Annotated in this window: 23 protein-coding genes, 1 pseudogene and 1 riboswitch; of the genes and pseudogenes, 14 read left to right on the top strand and 10 right to left on the bottom strand. The window is 25.1% G+C overall.

From position 1 onward, the window contains the following. Positions 1-147: 147 nt before the first annotated feature. The gene (locus AACK91_RS09105) at positions 148-1548 is read right to left on the bottom strand and encodes a BMP family ABC transporter substrate-binding protein (protein WP_338966042.1); all 1401 of its coding nucleotides are present in this window, start codon (positions 1546-1548) and stop codon (positions 148-150) included. An 89-nt stretch (positions 1549-1637) separates the two neighbouring features. Further along, a riboswitch (purine riboswitch) is annotated at positions 1638-1739 on the bottom strand. 656 nt (positions 1740-2395) lie between these two features. Between AACK91_RS09105 and ispG the strand changes: the two genes are divergently transcribed. Next, positions 2396-3490 (top strand): flavodoxin-dependent (E)-4-hydroxy-3-methylbut-2-enyl-diphosphate synthase, encoded by a 1095-nt coding sequence (gene ispG / locus AACK91_RS09100; RefSeq protein ID WP_338966039.1) that lies wholly within the window; start codon positions 2396-2398, stop codon positions 3488-3490. 240 nt (positions 3491-3730) lie between these two features. On the opposite strand, the gene AACK91_RS09095 is transcribed toward ispG, so the two are convergent. Continuing rightward, complete coding sequence (locus AACK91_RS09095) at positions 3731-4204, bottom strand: dual specificity protein phosphatase (protein WP_338966036.1); 474 nt, start codon at positions 4202-4204, stop codon at positions 3731-3733. A 3-nt stretch (positions 4205-4207) separates the two neighbouring features. Further along, a complete protein-coding gene (locus AACK91_RS09090; RefSeq protein WP_338966033.1) occupies positions 4208-5134 on the bottom strand; it encodes a deoxyribonuclease IV in 927 nt (308 codons plus the stop codon). Positions 5135-5224: 90 nt separating this feature from the next. Between AACK91_RS09090 and AACK91_RS09085 the strand changes: the two genes are divergently transcribed. Next, positions 5225-6205, top strand: coding sequence for a hypothetical protein (locus AACK91_RS09085; RefSeq protein WP_338966031.1), 981 nt, complete (start codon positions 5225-5227; stop codon positions 6203-6205). Here AACK91_RS09085 and AACK91_RS09080 read toward each other — a convergent pair. After that, positions 6202-6747, bottom strand: a complete 546-nt coding sequence (locus AACK91_RS09080) for a hypothetical protein (protein WP_338966029.1) — start codon at positions 6745-6747, stop codon at positions 6202-6204. The genes AACK91_RS09085 and AACK91_RS09080 overlap by 4 nt on opposite strands. Positions 6748-7544: 797 nt before the next feature. On the opposite strand from AACK91_RS09080, the gene AACK91_RS09075 reads away from it, so the two are divergent. The 7 genes from AACK91_RS09075 (at position 7545) to AACK91_RS09045 (ending at position 10283) form a co-directional block, all read left to right on the top strand. After that, entirely contained in the window at positions 7545-7703 is a 159-nt protein-coding gene (locus tag AACK91_RS09075; protein ID WP_338965591.1) for a hypothetical protein, read from the top strand. A gap of 16 nt (positions 7704-7719) precedes the next feature. Beyond that, entirely contained in the window at positions 7720-7857 is a 138-nt protein-coding gene (locus AACK91_RS09070; protein ID WP_338965593.1) for a hypothetical protein, read from the top strand. A gap of 3 nt (positions 7858-7860) precedes the next feature. Beyond that, positions 7861-8547 (top strand): hypothetical protein, encoded by a 687-nt coding sequence (locus tag AACK91_RS09065; RefSeq protein WP_338966026.1) that lies wholly within the window; start codon positions 7861-7863, stop codon positions 8545-8547. 79 nt (positions 8548-8626) lie between these two features. Beyond that, positions 8627-9439 (top strand): recombinase RecT, encoded by an 813-nt coding sequence (locus AACK91_RS09060; protein WP_338966599.1) that lies wholly within the window; start codon positions 8627-8629, stop codon positions 9437-9439. Then, complete coding sequence (locus AACK91_RS09055) at positions 9424-9888, top strand: hypothetical protein (protein ID WP_338966024.1); 465 nt, start codon at positions 9424-9426, stop codon at positions 9886-9888. Before AACK91_RS09060 ends, AACK91_RS09055 begins: the two co-directional genes overlap by 16 nt. A 4-nt stretch (positions 9889-9892) precedes the next feature. Further along, positions 9893-10081, top strand: a complete 189-nt coding sequence (locus tag AACK91_RS09050; protein WP_338963402.1) for a hypothetical protein — start codon at positions 9893-9895, stop codon at positions 10079-10081. Next, a complete protein-coding gene (locus AACK91_RS09045; protein ID WP_338966021.1) occupies positions 10074-10283 on the top strand; it encodes a hypothetical protein in 210 nt (69 codons plus the stop codon). Before AACK91_RS09050 ends, AACK91_RS09045 begins: the two co-directional genes overlap by 8 nt. 19 nt (positions 10284-10302) lie before the next feature. On the opposite strand, the gene AACK91_RS09040 is transcribed toward AACK91_RS09045, so the two are convergent. Both AACK91_RS09040 and AACK91_RS09035 read right to left on the bottom strand, forming a co-directional pair. Then, entirely contained in the window at positions 10303-10641 is a 339-nt protein-coding gene (locus AACK91_RS09040) for a hypothetical protein (RefSeq protein ID WP_338963556.1), read from the bottom strand. 73 nt (positions 10642-10714) lie between these two features. After that, on the bottom strand, positions 10715-11341 hold the full coding sequence (locus AACK91_RS09035; protein WP_338966019.1) for a hypothetical protein: 627 nt from the start codon (positions 11339-11341) through the stop codon (positions 10715-10717). A gap of 225 nt (positions 11342-11566) precedes the next feature. Between AACK91_RS09035 and AACK91_RS09030 the strand changes: the two genes are divergently transcribed. Together AACK91_RS09030 and AACK91_RS09025 are read left to right on the top strand one after the other, a co-directional pair. After that, positions 11567-12529, top strand: coding sequence for an IS1/IS1595 family N-terminal zinc-binding domain-containing protein (locus AACK91_RS09030; RefSeq protein WP_338963247.1), 963 nt, complete (start codon positions 11567-11569; stop codon positions 12527-12529). Between the two features lie 188 nt (positions 12530-12717). Next, positions 12718-13680, top strand: a complete 963-nt coding sequence (locus tag AACK91_RS09025; protein WP_338963247.1) for an IS1/IS1595 family N-terminal zinc-binding domain-containing protein — start codon at positions 12718-12720, stop codon at positions 13678-13680. 94 nt (positions 13681-13774) lie between these two features. On the opposite strand, the gene AACK91_RS09020 is transcribed toward AACK91_RS09025, so the two are convergent. The 3 genes from AACK91_RS09020 to AACK91_RS09010 all read right to left on the bottom strand — a co-directional run bounded on the left by AACK91_RS09020 (position 13775) and on the right by AACK91_RS09010 (position 16606). Beyond that, complete coding sequence (locus AACK91_RS09020) at positions 13775-14821, bottom strand: hypothetical protein (RefSeq protein ID WP_338966017.1); 1047 nt, start codon at positions 14819-14821, stop codon at positions 13775-13777. Continuing rightward, entirely contained in the window at positions 14811-15386 is a 576-nt protein-coding gene (locus tag AACK91_RS09015; RefSeq protein WP_338966016.1) for a hypothetical protein, read from the bottom strand. Before AACK91_RS09015 ends, AACK91_RS09020 begins: the two co-directional genes overlap by 11 nt. 248 nt (positions 15387-15634) lie before the next feature. Continuing rightward, a complete protein-coding gene (locus AACK91_RS09010; protein ID WP_338966015.1) occupies positions 15635-16606 on the bottom strand; it encodes an IS30 family transposase in 972 nt (323 codons plus the stop codon). Positions 16607-16725: 119 nt separating this feature from the next. Between AACK91_RS09010 and AACK91_RS09005 the strand changes: the two genes are divergently transcribed. Both AACK91_RS09005 and AACK91_RS09000 read left to right on the top strand, forming a co-directional pair. Then, positions 16726-16848 (top strand): lipoprotein, encoded by a 123-nt coding sequence (locus tag AACK91_RS09005; RefSeq protein ID WP_338964746.1) that lies wholly within the window; start codon positions 16726-16728, stop codon positions 16846-16848. A 123-nt stretch (positions 16849-16971) separates the two neighbouring features. Next, positions 16972-17157 carry a hypothetical protein gene (locus AACK91_RS09000; protein WP_338965864.1) on the top strand — a complete coding sequence of 62 codons (186 nt, stop codon included), beginning with the start codon at positions 16972-16974 and terminating at the stop codon, positions 17155-17157. A 20-nt stretch (positions 17158-17177) separates the two neighbouring features. Here the strand turns inward: AACK91_RS09000 and AACK91_RS08995 are convergent, their stop codons facing one another. Further along, positions 17178-18893: a spiroplasma phage ORF1-like family protein gene (locus AACK91_RS08995; RefSeq protein ID WP_338966014.1), complete on the bottom strand. Its 1716-nt coding sequence runs from the start codon at positions 18891-18893 to the stop codon at positions 17178-17180. Between AACK91_RS08995 and AACK91_RS08990 the strand changes: the two are divergent. Beyond that, positions 18820-19790 (top strand): annotated as a pseudogene (locus tag AACK91_RS08990) (IS30 family transposase). The gene AACK91_RS08995 and the pseudogene AACK91_RS08990 sit on opposite strands and share 74 nt — an antisense overlap. The last annotated feature ends 67 nt before the right edge of the window (positions 19791-19857 follow it).

The raw sequence follows: 19857 nt of genomic DNA, 5'->3' as shown, positions 1-19857 counted from the left end.
TAACAAGATTCATTTCATTAATATTATCCTTAAAAAAAGTATATTCATACTTTTAACAAATTGTTATTATAATTTTAATTTTAATGCAAATAATTTGATATAAGAAAAACTTAATTATCATCTAAGTTTCACATTCATTTTCTTTAATTATAATGCGTTCTCAATTGCTGCTAATAAATATTGTTTTAATGTTGTTTGATTTTCATAAGTATTTTGAAGGGTACTAAAGAAAGCATTCATTCCAATTGGCGAATGATTATCAATTCCATCTTTATAAGCATGTTGTAATACTTTTACCATCTTATCAAACGGCGTATTTTTACTTTGATTATCAGATACATTGTGTAAAAAATTAACTAAGTTTGTTTTAACTCACTTTGTTGTTTCAATCCCCGTTCATGATGGATGATCAATTGAGGTTTGGTCGGTGTTAATTCAACATTTTTTTGTGCTGTTATTTTCATTTAAACTATTATTTTTTGCATCATAACCACATTCTGATGAATAAATGTTATTTAAAGCATCAAAAGTTGATGTTGAAATTTGTTTTAAGGCACTTGTTACAACAATATCTTCACCATAAATTTTTGATTGTTCAGTATCAACACCAACAATCTTTGCATTAACTTTATTAATTCTAATTTGATTAACAGTATCTTGTACTTGTGTTCCAGCAACAGGAAAAATAATTTTAGCACCACGAGATAATAATTCATCACTAATAATTTTTCCATCACCAGCTTGAAACGATTGTGAAAATCATGATTCATTTTTGTTTAAAACATTTTGCACTTTAGCAACTGGTTGCAAAGTACTGATGTTACTATTAATAACTTGAACTTGTTTTAGAATTTCATCTTTTAAATAATTCATTTTTTGTCCAGGTAATGAATTAATGATTGCATTAAAAACATCAGTCCCAACTAAAAACCCTCACATATAATTTGAAACAGCAATTGGATTATCCATTCCACCATAACTTCCAATTTTTAATTGATTATCATATTCTTGCTGATGTGCATTTAAATAAATGCTTGCCGCTAAACTTGCATAGAATCCTGATGCCTCTGCTTGATAATTAATACCAATAATATTTTTTGCTAATTGTCCACTTGGATTCATATTGATATGTATCCCTTGCCCACTGCCATCAATATAAATAATATTATCAACTAAACCTGATGCTCACCCAATTGTATTACCATGGTTAAAACCAGGTAGTACCAATGTTTTTGCGCCAGCAATAGATGAGGTAATATAAGCACTTTTAAAATCACCCGGTGTTTGACTAACTGGTTCAAAATAACTTGCTCTTAAGTTTGATTGCTTTCATTGTGATAATGGTAAGGTTGGGTTTGCTCTTGCCACAGCATACTTACTAGCCCCTTCTCATGTTAATTGGTTAAAAGCAAGATCACTTGTTGTTCCACCATCGGTAATAACTCAAATACTACTATCAAAAAGATATTTCTTTCCACAAGCAACAACACTAGCAGCAGAAGCGCCAACAACAGTAATTGTTGTAAAAATTTGTAAAAGACTTTTCATTTCTTTGCTCCTTTTTTAAATTTAATATTTCTAAAAATAAAAACATTAGCCCATTACTTTCAATTAAAATATGAAGGGTTAATGTCTGAAAAGCAAAATCATTAACCTATAGAGTCTTTTTCCTATGGTAAGACGTAGAAACACGCTAGACCATATTACTAGCATATACAGGTATATTATTTATTTTTATGTTTACATCATAACTCTTTTTTTATAAAAAGCAATTTAAAAAATTAAAATTAAAATAGAAATGAAAAAAACAATCCGGGTGAGATTGTTTTTTTGGGGTATCCATGAAGTATAAGATAAATATAATACAAAGTATGGTCATATTGATAGGGCTAAACTTGTGCTATTTATTATAATTAATAAATGTACAATTCTTATACTTCCCTAGACATTTATAATTATATAGTTCAAAAAATAAAATTCAACAATATTCAATTAACTTTTTATATTTTTTTTCGTATTTGGAACAATAATGGAATGTAATTGGAATTAAATTGGAACAATATAAAAACCCTTGATTTTACTGCGTTTTAGTGATATTTAAAATAGTTAATAAAAGCTTAATTTCCGTTAATATTTCAATTAGTTCCATTCAACATGTGATCATAAATAACCAAGAAAAAACAAAAATTAACTTTAATGTTGAATTTATCTGCTTTTAGTCGTATGATTATTGTGAAATTATCTAAAGGATAATCCAATAATTATAATTTATGTGAAACTAAAAAACCCTTGATTTTACTGGGTTTTTTCAACTCCCCTACCGGTATCCCCAACTCCCCTACCGCTCTTCTTTTACATAAAAAAAATTATTGCAAAGATAAGGAATGTTTGAACAATGAATAAACGAAATAACACAAGAAAAGTAATGGTTGGTGACATCCAAATTGGTGGTCAAAACAAAGTTGTTATTCAATCAATGACTAATACAAAAACTCACGATATTAAAGCTACTTTAGCCCAAATTAATCAATTATATCAGGAAGGATGTGAAATTGTCCGAGTAGCAGTATTAGGCAAAGATGATGCAGCAGCTTTGAAAACGATTGTTGAACATGCCCCCTGTCCTTTAGTGGCTGATATTCACTTTAACCATGAATTTGCTCTAATTGCCGCTGATGCTGGAATTAGTAAAATTCGAATTAATCCCGGCAATATTGGTAGTATTGAAAATACCAAAAAAGTTGTCGCAAAATGTCAAGAGAAAAAAATCTCAATTAGAATTGGGGTTAATTCAGGAAGTCTCCCTTTAGATCTAGTCAATAAATACGGTTGAACACCAAAAGCAATGATTGAAAGTTCTCGACGTCATATTGAAATATTAGAAAATCTAGGATTCTATGATATTATTTTATCGTTAAAAGCAACCGAAGCATTAATGGCCATTGAAGCTTATACCTTAGCTAGTCAAGAATGAAACTATCCCCTTCATTTGGGAATCACTGAAGCTGGTAGTCATCATACCGGAACAATCAAATCATGTAGTGGCTTAGCACCCCTTCTTTTCAATGGGATTGGTGACACCATCCGGATTAGTTTATCAACTGATCCAATTGCCGAAGTTGAAGTTGCAAAACGAATGTTAAATGCCCTTGGGCTTTATGATAATGTTGTTGATGTTATTGCTTGTCCAACTTGTGGTCGGCTTGAATATGATCTCTTCCCAGTAGTCAAAGAAATTGAGGAATATACCAAGGACATGAAATTTCCATTAAAAATTGCCATCTTAGGTTGTGTTGTTAATGGTCCTGGTGAAGCAAAACAAGCTGACCTCGGAATTGCTGGGGGAAAAAATGGCGGCATTATTTTTAAAAAAGGTAAAATTTATAAATCATGTAAACAAGAAGAACTTGTGCCTGAACTAAAATTACTGATTGATGAATATCATCGTGACTGACAAGAAAAAAATCGCGCTAATAAAACTACATTATAATTTATGATACAATTAAAAAGTGGTAAAGAAAATAGAGGTGGAGAGTAATGGATGTATGTTGTCCCGCAAAAAATCATGATTGTATGTCATGTCGCACCTGTAATAAACCAAAAGTAGGGTGTCGTTCTTGTTTAATTTGTATTTCTTGCACAGATTGTATTAACAAGAAGTGTGAATGTTGTAAAGGAAAACGTTAATAAAATAAAAATCTAAGTAATCATTACTTAGATTTTTATTTTATTAATTTGATATTAAATGTGTATAAGGAAATTCATTAATTAAAAAATCAAATCATCCTGGGTTTGGATTAATATACGGATAAATTCGTTCAAACTGTTCTAAAGCACTATCAAAATCATCATCATTAATATATCCTTTAGCAACTAAATACATAAAAACAATTGAAGCACTACGATTAACACCTCAAATACAATGAACATAAATTTTTTTAGTTTTAATATTATTTTCAATAACTTTTAATGCTAGAATGACAACATTAACATCTAACTCTTGTAAAGTTGGATAATCTTTAAAATTAAAATAAATATGTTGATCATCAGTTCAAATAAACTCTTGATTATCATTTTTAATGTTGTGCTTTTGAATTTGTTCACGATAAATTTCAGCCGTACAACTGATGACTAAGTTAGCATCGATTGGAATACTATGACGGTCACCAAGATATAAATTAGTGATAATTTTTTTTGCTGACATTTTTTATTCTCCTAGATCTATTTTTACTTTACCATTCTCTTGAAACGGGTCTGTAAATTGTTTTGATTTTATCATTGCAATTTCAGTTTTATATGGAGCAAAATCTTTTCCTTTTTCACCAACATATGGTGTTTCTAAAATTTTTATCATTCCATCTAACTTTGGATGATAAATAATTTTCAAAAGGGTCTCAAATCCCAAATAACCATAACCAATATTTTCATGACGGTCTTTATGTGCATTCAAAGGATTTTTACTATCATTAATATGTAAACATAACAAACGGTCTAAACCAATTAATTGATCAAATTCATTAATAATATCTTCTAAGTTTTCTTTAAATTGATAACCAGCATCATGCATATGACAAGTATCCCAACAAACCCCTACTTTGTCCTTCAACATTACATTATCAATAATATATTTTAATTGTGCAAAGTTAGTTCCTAATTCGCTGCCCTTTCCAGCCATTGTTTCCAAAGCAATTTTTGCCTTTTGTTCTGAAGTTAATACTAAGTTTAAACCTTCAACAATTCGATCTAACCCAACTTGCTCAGGAGCACCAACAGCACTGCCTGGGTGTAAAACAATTGTTTTAATTCCAATCTCATCAGCACGAATAATTTCTTTTCTTAGAAATTCAACAGCAATTTCAAATGTACTAGGATTTGTTGTATTAGCTAAATTAATAATATAAGGGGCATGAATAATAACATTGTCAATTGAAAAATGTTGGACAGGTAACTGTTGATAAAATTCTGAAATAAAAAAATGGTCAGTACTAACTCGAATTGTATTTTGTGGTGGCCCAGTATAAATCATCATTGCATTAGCATCATTATTTAAACTTTCTGTTAATGCTCCTAACAAATAATTTTGTTGTTTGTTCATACTAACATGACTTCCAATAATTAAATTATAATCTTTCATTTTTTAATTTCTCCCTTTCTTTCTCATTAATTTTATAATATCATATATAAAGACAAGAAAAAATAATTTATTAATAATGAAAGGATTATCGTGATTAACGAAGAAAATAGTAAACAAATTGAAATAGCGATTGATAATGTTTATCAAAAAGTAATTATAAAAAAGAAAGATAGAATTGTTGCTTGACAATGAATTAACTTATTTTTTTATCTTTTCATTATGGTTAGTTTATTCCTAACGATTTTTAGTTTTGTTGTTACATATGATCTTCATTTTCAACTAAATAAAACAATTTTTTTACCAGTGGGAATTGTGGCATTCCTTTGTTTTATAACAACTACCACTCTTATTATTTTTATTAAAAAGCACCAAAAGGATTTAACACAACAAATTAAAAATAATTTTGACATTACGTCATTAATTGATTTATATAATACTATTTTTGCTAACATAATGCCTGACGTAACGATTACCGACATTACAACCAAATGAACCATTACGCCAACTAATCATTACCCAATTAACGAATTTAAAATTAATGATAAAATTATCGTTGGAAAATATCAAAATATAGCTTTTAATATTGGTTCAATTAGCCAAGCAACAACAACTGTTGTTGATAATTTAGAACCAAATTTAATGCCAAAACCATACAACACACAATACTACTGTTATTTATTTTTAACAGTTACAACATCAAATTTTCAAAATAATGCTTTTGAAATTAATCGAAAAAATAAGTATCCTAAAAATAATTTAACCTTTGATAATTTTTTTTGATACGATCAAACTAATCCAAATATTACCCCAACACTCAAAACTCTTATCCTAGATAATGTGGTTACAACTACCTTAATCCCAAATATTAAAGTTACACCTAAAGCATTATCCCTCCAACTAGCAACAATTTCAACAAATAGTTGAATTGATAACTGCGACAGTCTTTTCAACTTTAATATTAGTTTAAATAAAAACGTCATGCTTGATAATATGATTGAAACTATTAAGAATGACTATCAAACTCTTCAAAAGAGTTTTGTCTGATTAAATTTAATTTTAAAACATAATTAATATTTATCAACCTTATAATTTGCAATAATCTTATCTAATTTATGGGATAAGATTTTAGCATCTGGATCAGAAACAACAATTGCGGCTTTAATACATTTATATTCTAAAAAGGATGTTGAAACAATAATTACTTCGTTATTAATATCATTTCCTTCATAATGATCACGAGCAGGAAGACGAACAATATCATTTGGATAATGAACATATTGTAGTCCTGAAACAACAGCATCGCCTTTTGAAGTAATAATCATTAAACTACGATATTTAAATTTTGGGAAAATAATATCAATTGTAATTGATTGAACTACCACAAATAAATATGATGCAAATAAGACGGGACCAAAGAAGTATTTCGCTTTATGACTTGCAAAATCAATTCCATTTAAACCGTTTTCATCAATATTAAAACCAAGTTTTTTAATTGCGTCAAGATGGTTTGCTCAATCTCTTCCAAAATAGACACTAGTAATTTCATTACGTGTTAATAATGCCGTATGAATTGCTAAGATTATAATAAGGCATCGTGTACGATGAAGCGGCAAAAAACAACTCTTGTTAGGGTTGTTTTTTTATTTGAAATAAAACAATCTTCCAAAGGAGGTAATAATAATTAAACAACAAAAAATATGTGATGTTAATGATTGTTATAAAACAATATCATTCATTACCGAAGAATTTTTATCAAATAAAGTTTTATGAACTTGTGAAAAACATAAATATTTATTGAATAAAGTAAAAGATAAAAAACAAAAGCAATTTTATCAAAAACTAGAAAATTCAAAAATTATTTTTGATGATAAAACTGGTTCTTTTAAACTTTGATTTTATAAAACAACTTAATGCAGGGTGGAACAGTTATTTTAAATAACTAAGTGTTTTTTTCCACATAGGCGGTCTAGCCCAGCGGTAATCAGTCCGTAAATAATAGACGCTTTAACAAGCGATAGTAGTGATAAGTGCGGGGTCAACATCAAACGACAATAAATATTGAGATGGCCACTTTATAAATAAATTTGCGATAGATATTACTTCTTAGAAGTGACGGCGGTTTAAAAACCACAAAGTCAGCATTGGGCTCTTCAAGGTGCAAGTGAATTTATTTTAAAAACTGAACGTTTTGACCTGAAATGGTGCGGATGAAGAGAGAGAATTCTCTGGCACTAACTTATAAAAACAACTGTCTATTATTAAACATTAAACAATAAAATATACGGCCACCGCTCACCCCGGTGAAGCGGATGGTGTAGTAAATAAATACTTAATTATATAACTAACTCTCGCTTTGACACTTTCACTTGGGAGTGAGTGCCAGCGAGTTAAAAATAGGAGGAATTAAATTATGAATAAAAAATATTTATTAGTAATAAAAAGTAAATATGGTGATTTAAAAACAGAATTCTTTTATACATTAAAAGAAGCAAAAATTACCGCTAATGTTGAAAATCAACAAGAATGATTAACAACTATTATTGATTTAGAAGATAACGGTATTACATAACAAGGAGATAAATAATATGTGAAAAGATGAATATGGTAAAGTTTATACTGAAGAAGATTTATTTAATTTAGCACTAGAAGAATGTCATTCAGAAGAAAGTGCTTATGAATATATTGATAATTTAATTAATGAAATGGAATTAGAGGAAATTTAAGTAATGGCAGATTTAATTAAAAATATTACTTATCCGTTTTATTTAAAAGGAAATGATTTTAAAGCATTAAGTTTAAAAGCATTACCAATTAAAAAATGAATTGATGAAAATGGACAAGAATTAGCAGAATTTATATATCGACAACAAGCTTGATTAATAAATGGAGGATATAAATCACAATCACTAAAAGATTTAAAATTATTAGTTTCAAAAATTGATTATATTTTTAGAGAACCATTAGAATTAATAAAATCTTTTAAAGATGAATTAAATTTTATTAGAAAAGATATTTTGAATTTAGAAAATAATATTAAGAATAATCATGATTCTTTAAAAAATAATGTTATTAATATTCAATTTCAAAAACAAAATGAAATTATTGAAACTCATAAAAAAGAACAATTTTTAGAAATTAAAAGTGTAGCAAAACAAGAGCAAGAATTAAAAATTATTACTAGTAATTTTCGGAAAGAAAAATTATTAATTAAAGATATTGAGGTTATTGGTATTAATGATGATTTTTTACAAAATGCTGATAAATTAGAACTTATTAATCTTATTAAAAATTATTTAGTTGTTGATGAACAAATTGTTAAAAATGAAATTAAAGATCAGTGAGATAGTAATAAAGATATTAATTTAATTGGGGTTAAAGGTATTAATTTTAAAATAAATAAAGGAGAAAAATAATATGGCAAATATTGTTGAATTTTTAAGAACAGATAAAGCAACAGAATGAATAAAAAGTAATTTTTCAGATTAAAATGAAATTAGAAGATTTAAAAGTAATATAGTTGCAATATCAAATAGTAATGAATTATTACAAAAAGCAGATCCAAAAACAATTATGACTGCTTGTTATCAAGGTGTTTTATTAAATTTACCAATGGAAAAACAATTCGGGTATGCTTATGTAGTGCCATATAACACAAAAATAACAAGAATTATTAATGGTCGTGAAGTGCAAGAGTGAATTAATCAAGCACAATTTCAAATGGGTTATAAAGGTTATATACAATTAGCACAGCGTAGTGGTCAATATTTAGATATGTCAGTATCGGATGTAAAAGAAAATGAATTAGTAAATTATGATCGTTTAAAAGGTACTACTTTTAATTGAATTCAAAATGAAGATGAAAGAGAAAAATTACCAATTATAGGTTATGTATCATATTTTAAAATGGTTAATGGTTTTGAAAAAACTTTATATATGACAAAAGAACAAATGGAAAATCATTTTATGAAATATTCTAAAACTTATGCTAAAAATAAATCATTTTATATTGCTACTTTTGATGAAATGGCATTAAAAACAGTATTAACATCTTTATTAAGAAAATGAGGTATTATGTCTGTTGAATTACAACAAGCTTATAAATCAGATCAGGCAGTTATTACAACTAATGATGAAAAGATTTATATTGATAATGATAGCAATATAAGCATAAATAAGGGTCAAATTAGTAATGAAAATATATCAAGTGAAGAAGTGACAGATAATAATTTAGTTAAAGAAGAAGATATATCAAATGTAGTGCCAACAATTAATAATAACAACGATGAGGAATGAGCCACTTGATAAAAATAGGTATTGACCCATCAGGAACAGGTACTACTGCTATTGTTATTTATGAAGATAATAAATTAATTGAAAAATTAGAATTTACAAATAAAAATTGAAAAGAACAATATGAATTTATTAATGATAAATTGTTTGATTATGAAGAAAAAATTAATATTAAAGATTGTTTATATACATCTGCTAATGCAAGTAAAGATAGAGATGATTTATTAAGATTATTAGGAGCATTATCTGTTTATAAATATTTTATTAATTGAGTATCACCAAAAAATACTAAATCAGTTGTTAAAAATATGGAAAATTTAAGTAAATATAATGATAGTTGTATATGAAAATTTGATAAAGATACTAATTTAACTTATCAATATGGTAAAGGTTGATTTTATAATAATGAAAAAATAAGTAATCATTTACGAGATGCAATTATTATTGCTAATTATGAAAGTTAATATTATGAAACATTCATATAATCAAAAAACAGGAAAGTATTATTCTTGTCAAATTCGTAATGTTAATATTTACTTAAATAAAAATGAAGAAAAAGTTTGAAATGAATTTAATAACTTTACTTATTCGCAACGAATTGAATATCTTATTAACTTTTATATAACACATTATAAAGGAAATAAAGAATATGAATAATTATATTTTATGTTATCGATCTGAACAAGGTAATCGCCCTTGTAAAAACCATCGTGGTGAATATATAATTGGGATTGATAAACAAGATGTAGATATTAATTCAACTGAATACTGAGAATATTATAAAAATAATTATGGAAAAAATAATTTAGTTATTTGTAAAGTTAAAAATTTAGACTTAATATTAGAAAATAAAAAATAACCAATTAAGGTTATTTTTTTTAAATACTATTTGTTAGTTTTTTAATAGCATCTTTTTGTGCTTGTTTTTTGTCATTTACTTTAACTTGTTTTTTAACATTTTTAATTTGACCTGTTTTTAATGCTAATTCTGTTGCATAATCAGGTCCTCGTAAATGTTTTTCGTGAGCAATAACAGCAGTTCTTAATTCTCTAATTTCTGCTTTATATTTTTTAATTTTTTTAGCAGATAATCCAAGAATACCAAGACTACCCATTCCACCAGCACCCGCTAACACAAGTAAAGCAATTACTATTTCATTACTAATTTCCATTTCTTTATTTCCTTTCTTATCCTTACTCAAACAGTGGCCATCCATTCTTTCAGAACAAAATAATTTATAAATTAAACTATATAACCACCCAAAAATATCAACCGCCCCTATATATAGTTTATTTTAAATTTAATTCTTTGTTATTTTCTTCTTGTTTTTTAGTATATTCATCTTGCATATTTTTAAATATTTCTTCTGTTATACCATCCAAATTATTTCATTGTTTTGCTATTCTTGGTTGAATAACACGAGAATTAATTCGACAATCTAAGCAATGTCTTAAATGGCCTTTTTTTCATTTTGATTTATCAATTCAAATAATAATTAAAGAAATTATTAAAGTAATTAAAGGTAAAATTGTAAATACTAATCCCATTTTAGATATTTTTAATCGTGGAATATCAATTTTCATATCTACTTTGGGTTTACTACTAGCAACAAATATACCCTGAATTCCGTGTGTAAATAAAGGTGTTAATAAAATAGCAATTCCATTACCTCAATATTGACCATAATTATATCAATTAATATTATCTTTTATTGCATTGATCATGCCATATTCTAATCAACAATTTAATGCTAAAAATATCAATATATAAAAACTAACTACTCAACTACGAATTTTATATTTTCTTTCTCATTCTCTAATATATTTATGAGTTCAATTATAAGTCGGAATAGGGTCTTTTTTAAATCAATTTCAAGGTAAGGCACCTTTTAATAAAGTTGTTTTATCTTGTTTCATTATTAACTCACCAATTTTCTTTTAATTTTTAAATTACCTATTTTTATATTTTCAAAAGAACTAATAAGACCATTTGTGTCAATATACCAACCTGAAACACCTTTACTAGATGATACAACAATTCCACAACCAATATCAAAATCTTCTTTAATTTTGTCGAAAACTCTTGATATTTATAAAATATACCTAAAATTAGGTATATTTTTAATATATAGAGGTAAATAAATGATGAAAAAAATAATTACAGAATTAATAAATAGCTTAACAGATGATCAATTTTTAGAATTTTATGAAAAAATAAAACAACAAGCAGACTTAATTAAAAAACAAAAACGTTTAAATGAAATTGATCAAAAATTTAGAGATAAAGGCATTATATGTCCTAATTGCAAATCTTTTCATTGTGTTAAAAATGGTCATAATTCCGAAGGAAAACAAAAATATTTATGTAAAAAATGTCGTGCTAGTTTTGATGCATTTCGTCATCATTTTACTTATTGAAGTCATTTAAATTATGAACAGTGAAATTTATTAATTCAAATTTCATTGTTAGGACAATCTAGTAAAATAATTTCTCGTTTTATTAAAACAACCCCAAAAACCGCTTGATATAATCGACAAAAATTAATGCAATCAAAACAATTAGAAAATACACAGTTAAAATTTAAAAAATTAAATGGTCAAATCCAAATGGATGAAACATTTATTAAAGAAATTCATAAAGGCAATTTTAAAGATAAATTTGATAAACGAAAAACTCATCTCGATCCATTTTCAACTGATACCAAATGCTGTATTCAAATGGCAGTTGATAGCAATAATAATATTTTTGTTCAATCCACCAATACCAAAAGATTACAAAAACAATGGATTATTGAAAATATGAATAAGCAACTAATTAAAGAAAAATCAATAATTATTTCTGATATGCAACCACTATATTTATTAGTAGCAAAACAAACAAATTCTACTCTATATTCCACCAAAACTAGTACAAACCCTGATACTAGTTATCAAAAGTTAAATAAGATTAGTAAATTACAATCCAGTCTTAAAGAAGCCTTAATTCATTATCATGGTTTGGGTTTCACTAATATTCAAAATTATTTAAAGCTCTGAAAATGAAAATACCAACACAAAGGTTTAACACCAAACCAACAATCAACGGTATTATATTTTAACGTTTAAAAAATTTAAAGCAAAATCATAATCTTACACAAAATTAGTTTTCAAATTGTCATATTGATGATTTTTTTTATTTCATCAAGAGTTTTCGACAAAATTAAAGAAAATCTTCTTTAATTTTGTCGAAAACTCTTGATATTTATAAAATATACCTAAAATTAGGTATATTTTTAATATATGGAGGTAAATAAATGATGAAAAAAATAATTACAGAATTAATAAATAGCTTAACAGATGATCAATTTTTAGAATTTTATGAAAAAATAAAACAACAAGCAGACTTAATTAAAAAACAAAAACGTTTAAATGAAATTGATCAAAAATTTAGAGATAAAGGCATTATATGTCCTAATTGCAAATCTTTTCATTGTGTTAAAAATGGTCATAATTCCGAAGGAAAACAAAAATATTTATGTAAAAAATGTCGTGCTAGTTTTGATGCATTTCGTCATCATTTTACTTATTGAAGTCATTTAAATTATGAACAGTGAAATTTATTAATTCAAATTTCATTGTTAGGACAATCTAGTAAAATAATTTCTCGTTTTATTAAAACAACCCCAAAAACCGCTTGATATAATCGACAAAAATTAATGCAATCAAAACAATTAGAAAATACACAGTTAAAATTTAAAAAATTAAATGGTCAAATCCAAATGGATGAAACATTTATTAAAGAAATTCATAAAGGCAATTTTAAAGATAAATTTGATAAACGAAAAACTCATCTCGATCCATTTTCAACTGATACCAAATGCTGTATTCAAATGGCAGTTGATAGCAATAATAATATTTTTGTTCAATCCACCAATACCAAAAGATTACAAAAACAATGGATTATTGAAAATATGAATAAGCAACTAATTAAAGAAAAATCAATAATTATTTCTGATATGCAACCACTATATTTATTAGTAGCAAAACAAACAAATTCTACTCTATATTCCACCAAAACTAGTACAAACCCTGATACTAGTTATCAAAAGTTAAATAAGATTAGTAAATTACAATCCAGTCTTAAAGAAGCCTTAATTCATTATCATGGTTTGGGTTTCACTAATATTCAAAATTATTTAAAGCTCTGAAAATGAAAATACCAACACAAAGGTTTAACACCAAACCAACAATCAACGGTATTATATTTTAACGTTTAAAAAATTTAAAGCAAAATCATAATCTTACACAAAATTAGTTTTCAAATTGTCATATTGATGATTTTTTTTATTTCATCAAGAGTTTTCGACAAAATTAAAGAAAATCTTTAAAAGTTTCTAAAAACATATATGGTAAAATTGAAAATTGACATCATATTTTATATTCAAATTTAGAACTATCAAAATTTTTAATTTGATATGTTAGACTACTATTTGGATTAAAATCACTAGTATCTACAAATTCTCAATTACTACTACTAATAAGTATATCACCATTACATAATAATGAATTACCATTAATAGTTTTAATATTTTCACCCGATATTAATTGATCTTGTTTTAAATCAGAAACAGTAATCTCATTTTTATCATTTTTAATAATATATTTATTATCAATTTTAATATCACTACCGCCACTTTGTTTTGCTTTTCATACATTATTTTCATAATAAATCGTGTCATTATCAAACGGAACAATAAGTTTAATATATTCGTTATAATCAATTTTAGAAAAGTCATTAATAGTAGAATAAATAATATTTATTGAATTATCAGTTTGTAATCGTTCTTTTAATCAAAATAATAATGTTGGATAAAAATTTTTTTTACTAATATGCTTATATTCTTCTTCTCATGGATGAGCATAATTATCTAAACTATAATTATAAGGTCTAGATACTGTTTTACTAGATATAATATCAATAATTTCACCTGCTAATTTTAAAGCATTTTTAACATCACGAGTAATATTTTCATTTGCTTCTGGGTCATTAGTTTGTGAATATGCTACACCACCTTGTGAAAATGAAGCACTACCAGTTAAATCATTAACTCCTTTTGGTAAATATCAATTTATAACTGCTAATAAACAAGCAGATTGAATATAACTTAATCATTTATCATATTCAATTAAACCAGTATTATCTTTTTTTACTCAAGGAAACAAATCTTTTTTATTAATTTTATCTGAAATTGTTCCACCTGATAATCTATCCATTCATAAACTAGTTTTTAAAATAGCATTATAAATTAAATTATCATTATAAGCAGATTGTTTACGATCATTAATAGGTTGTCAAAGTTTACTTTCTTTAACATCTTCAACTGTTATAAATAACAAATTACTTAAATTATTTTCCATATAAAACACCCCTTAATTGATTACGATATTTATTTTTTAAATTATTTGGTTTATAACTATTAACCTTTCTTTTGGTTTTATTAATTGCTTTAATAGATTTATTAACCTGATAAAATTTATTTTTAACTGGTGTTTTATATAAATTCTTAATATTTTTAACATCACTTTTTCGTTCTCGATATCATTTTTTATTATTAATTTCACCAGCAAAATTAAAATTAAAATGTCCAATCTTTAAATTATTAATAAACTTTTTAATTTGTTGTAATTTTTGAACTGTTGGTAATGTTAATTTAGTAGTTCCTTTGGAATATTTTTCTTTTAATGTTTGTGGTAATCTTTTTTTAATATAATTTCTTAAATGACTAGGTAATCATTTTCTTAATCAATAACGCCAAAATAAAGTTCCTGCATTAGATACAGCATTACTTAATAATTTTCAAATTTCAACTGGAACACTAGGATAAACATAAGGTCCATAAAACTTAGGATGTTTTGATGTTTTTGTATATATTAAAATAGTTAAATTACCTGTTAAAGTTAACTTATTTGTAATATTAAACATTCCACTATCAAGTCAACTACTATTTAAAGGTTGTCAATTAGTATTTAAATAATTTTCATTTTTAAATTGTTCTCTAATTGGAATTATGTAAAATGAAGTGCAACAAATCTTATTATTCAAATAATACAATAAAAATCATAAAAAATCAATTATAAATTTTTAAAAATCAAAATATTTATAGTTTTTATTTTATTTTAAGGAAAATTAAGCACACTAAAAAATAATTTATTAAATTACTTCAAATAAACCTATTTAAAATTATCTGAAAATACCTCTTTTGCTGTTTTTAAATTAAGAACAGGCCTTAATTTATCATTTATAACATTAACTACTCAATTTATTTTTTGTTGACTAACATTATTAAAATCAGTTCCCTTAGGATATCATTCTCTAAGTTCAGAATTCATATATTCAATTAATGGTTTTTGTTGTGGTTTACCAGGGTCACAAAAATAAACTTGTGTTTCAGCAAATATTTCTAATTCTCTTCATTTACTAAATTCTTTTCCTCTATCAGTTATTATTCCTTTAATTTTCCCAAATAAATTATTACTTATAACAATATCTTTAAACTTTTCCACAACTTCATTAGCAGTATGATTTTTTAATTTCATAACAAAATAACTTTTACTATTTTGTTCAACTAAAACCAAATTACTAGATTGATGCTCTTTTCCAACTATGGTATCCATTTCAAATCAACCAACATCAGTCTCTTTATTCTCAATATCTCATATTGATTTAAAATTAATTAATTTACCACGATTATCAAATTTTCCTTTTGTTTTATATTTTTTACCACGATGACGTAAATTCTGTTTTAAAAAACCATAAAAACCCAAACGAATTCATTTATACAATGTTTTAACACAAACAGGAAATTTAATACCAAACTTTAGAAAATAACGATGAATAAGTTGTGATGGAGAATCACGATAAACATTAAATCTTATATTAATAAAATTTAATTGTTCTTCTGTAAACTTATATCTTTTATTATTCTTTTTTCTTTTCTCATAATACATTTTATCTGACTTATAAGCACTATATTCATCAATAGTTTTAAAACGCTTAATTTCTCGCAAAATAGTACTACGATTTCTGTTCAAACATTTAGCAATTTGTGAAATATTTATTTCACCATTATTTTTTAAAAATAATTTTGATAATAATAATTTTTCCAATTTAACCTTATCGATAAAACTTAAATGACTATACATAACATTTATATACCTTTCATTAATTTATAAATTTAATATTAAAATTATTTAATACATTATTGATATATGATAAAATCAATTATAGCATTCAAGTAATTTTAATAAAGGAGAAGTAAAATATGAAAAAGTTACTAAGTATTTTAGGAGTAATCGGATTAACAGCAACAAGTACAACAACATTAATTAGTTGTGAAAAACCAAATAATAATGAAAACGGGGGGGGTAATAAACCTACACCATAACCACAACAACTACCAGAAAATAGCAAATGAACTAATATTCCTAGAACACAGGCGCCTAATAAAGAATTTTTAACTGCTACTAATAAATGATATTTTTATGGAGAAAAAAGAAATGGTCAATATTTGCTTACAAAATTTTATTTTGATAATAATTTTATTAATAATCAAAACACTTGATGACAACACTTAAAAAATGATTCAGATTTTATTTGAAACTATAATTTAGTATATCGTTGAAATAAAAACAATGAACCACAAATACCAGAAATTAATAAAGACACAGGACTAATAATTGATTGAAAAGAATAAAAGGACTAACAAGTCCTTTTTTAAATTAATCGAACAAACTTCATAAAGATAATTAATAGGAATATATTTGTTATTGTATTATATAATGCTGGACTAAATTTTCATACCTCAAATGTTTGACTAAAAAAACTATATATTGTTTGAAATATTTTACCAACACCGCTTGCTAATTCGTTTACTTGTTTAACACCGGGAATATTATTTACAATTCAAATTGCAGCATTTTTTATATGACACGCTAAATTATATCAACTACAACTTTCATATTGGGCTTGTCATCATTGTCCATCAGGAAACAACCCGCCATTATTTATTTCTTGTCAGTTATAAATTCCAAAATTAAAATCATAATAACGGTACATATCATTTTCTTTTTGGGCTTGTAATTCAAAAACATTATAACCGATTTTTTGTTCTTCAATTTTTTTGTATTTTAAACCGTATTTATCTTTTAAAGCACCTTCAAAAATATAACCTTCATTTTGATTAATATTATAATTATTTGCAACTGAAAAATCATAATTAAATACATTACCATAATTAGTATTATAAAAACGATTTTTAAATGCTGAATACAATTTAATGTCTAATTGATTGTATTTATCAGAAAAATAAAAATAACGAGGATAAATTTTAAAACCATTATTTGCTAATAAACCATATTTTTTATTATATCCTTGTACATAAGTATCATTTTCTAAATCAAAAATGGTACGTAAATAATCTTTATAAAAATTTTGGGAAACCGTAAACATACTATTTAATAGTTTTTCAAATTGATTTTTATTAGTATTAGTTTCATCAATTAAAACATCTCTAAAATTAATCAATTTTAAACCAAAAAAATTAATTAAAACAGTATCATACTGTAAATTATCAATATAACCACTTTCAATAAAATTACTGCGATTTTGAAATACAGGTACCAAAGCATGGGTAAAAAAGGCTTTTAAAAATTTATTAATATCAATTTGACCTTTCATCTGTTCAAAAACCATTTTACCAATATTAGGAGAATTACCTTGATAATAATTATAAGTTTCAGCACTAAAATTAAAAGTATCTTCTTTTTCTTTTATGAAAGAAAATAAAAAACCTAAATCATCAGTATACCAATAACTATTTGCATTATTACCATCCCAATATTGTTTAAAATGTGTTAATTCTAAACTACCAGCAATAATATTTTTATTTTCATCAATTGTTAAAATCATCCGATAAATTGATTTTCTAGTTAAAATAACATCAGGTTTTCAATCTAATTTTTCCATATTATTAATAATTTCAAAATCAAAAATTATTCTTTCACTACCCAAATTTGGGTCATCATAGTTTGGATTACCACCTTGCTGAATTCGGATATTTTCTTGTACAATAACATCAATATATTTAAGCAAAAAAGAACGAACATTTTGATAATATTCAGTATATAATTTTAATTTGCCATCATTATCAACAACGGGTAATTCTGGTTCACCGTTTCCATCTCAACGATATACTAAATTATAGTTTCAAATAAAATCTGAATCATTTTTTAAGTGTTGTCATAACAAATTTTGATTTTTAATAAAATTATTATCAAAATAAAATTTTGTAAGCAAATATTGACCATTTCTTTTTTCTCCATAAAAATATCATTTATTAGTAGCAGTTAAAAATTCTTTATTAGGCGCCTGTGTTCTAGGAATATTAGTTCATTTGCTATTTTCTGATAGTTGTAAAAAGAAAAATGGCACACTTAATTTATCTGAAATATCAAGGCAAACGGGTCGTGCAGTTAATACTGTTAAAAGAGAAATTAATAGATTTAAAAATATAGAAGATTATGATGCTCGTAAAGCACATGATGATTATTATAAAAAACGAAAAAAATCTATTAAAAAACTACCTGAATTTACAGAAGAACAAAAAGAATGATTAAATGTAAGATTTAATAAATATCATGATACACCATCACAAATTATTAGAAAATTTAAAAAAAGTTTGGTGTTAAATTTCCAGCATGTAAAAAAACTTTATATAAATGAATTAAGTTAAATTTATTAGGATTAAATAAACAAAATTTACGCCATCATGGTAAAAAATACAAAAGAAAAGGAAAAACTGAAAATCGTGGAAAATTAGATGATAAATTTAAGTCAATATGAGATATTGAAAATAAACAATCTAATGTTGGTTGATTTGAAATGGATACGGTAGTTGGAAAAGAGCATCAATCTGCTGTTTTAGTATTAGTTGAACAAAATAGTAAAAATTATTTTGCAATGAAATTAGAAAAAAATAATTCAAGTGAAGTTTTAGAAAAACTTGAACATATAGTTAGAATTAATGGTTTAGTTGGAAAAATTAAAGGAATAATAACAGATAGAGGAAAAGAATTTAGTAAGTTTGAAGAAATGGAAAAGATTACTGGTTCTAATATTTATTTTTGCGACCCCGGTAAACCACAACAAAAGCCATTAATTGAATATATGAATTCTGAACTTAGAGAATGATATCCTAAGGGAACTGATTTTAATAATGTCGCTCAACAAGAAATAGATTGAGTAGTCAATGATGTTATAAATGAAAAATTAAGGCCTGTTCTAAATTGAAAAACTTCCAAAGAAGTATTTTCAGAGAATTTTAAATAAGTTTATTTGAAAAATTTAATAAATTATTTTTCAGTGTGTTTAAATATGCTAAAAATAGGGCAAATTT

Origin of the sequence: Spiroplasma endosymbiont of Sarcophaga carnaria, from assembly GCF_964019595.1 — a bacterium.
Taxonomy (GTDB): Bacteria; Bacillota_I; Bacilli_A; order Mycoplasmatales; family Mycoplasmataceae; genus Spiroplasma; species Spiroplasma poulsonii.
Note: the sequence above shows the minus strand (reverse complement) of the source record. Positions and strands in the feature narration are given on the sequence as shown.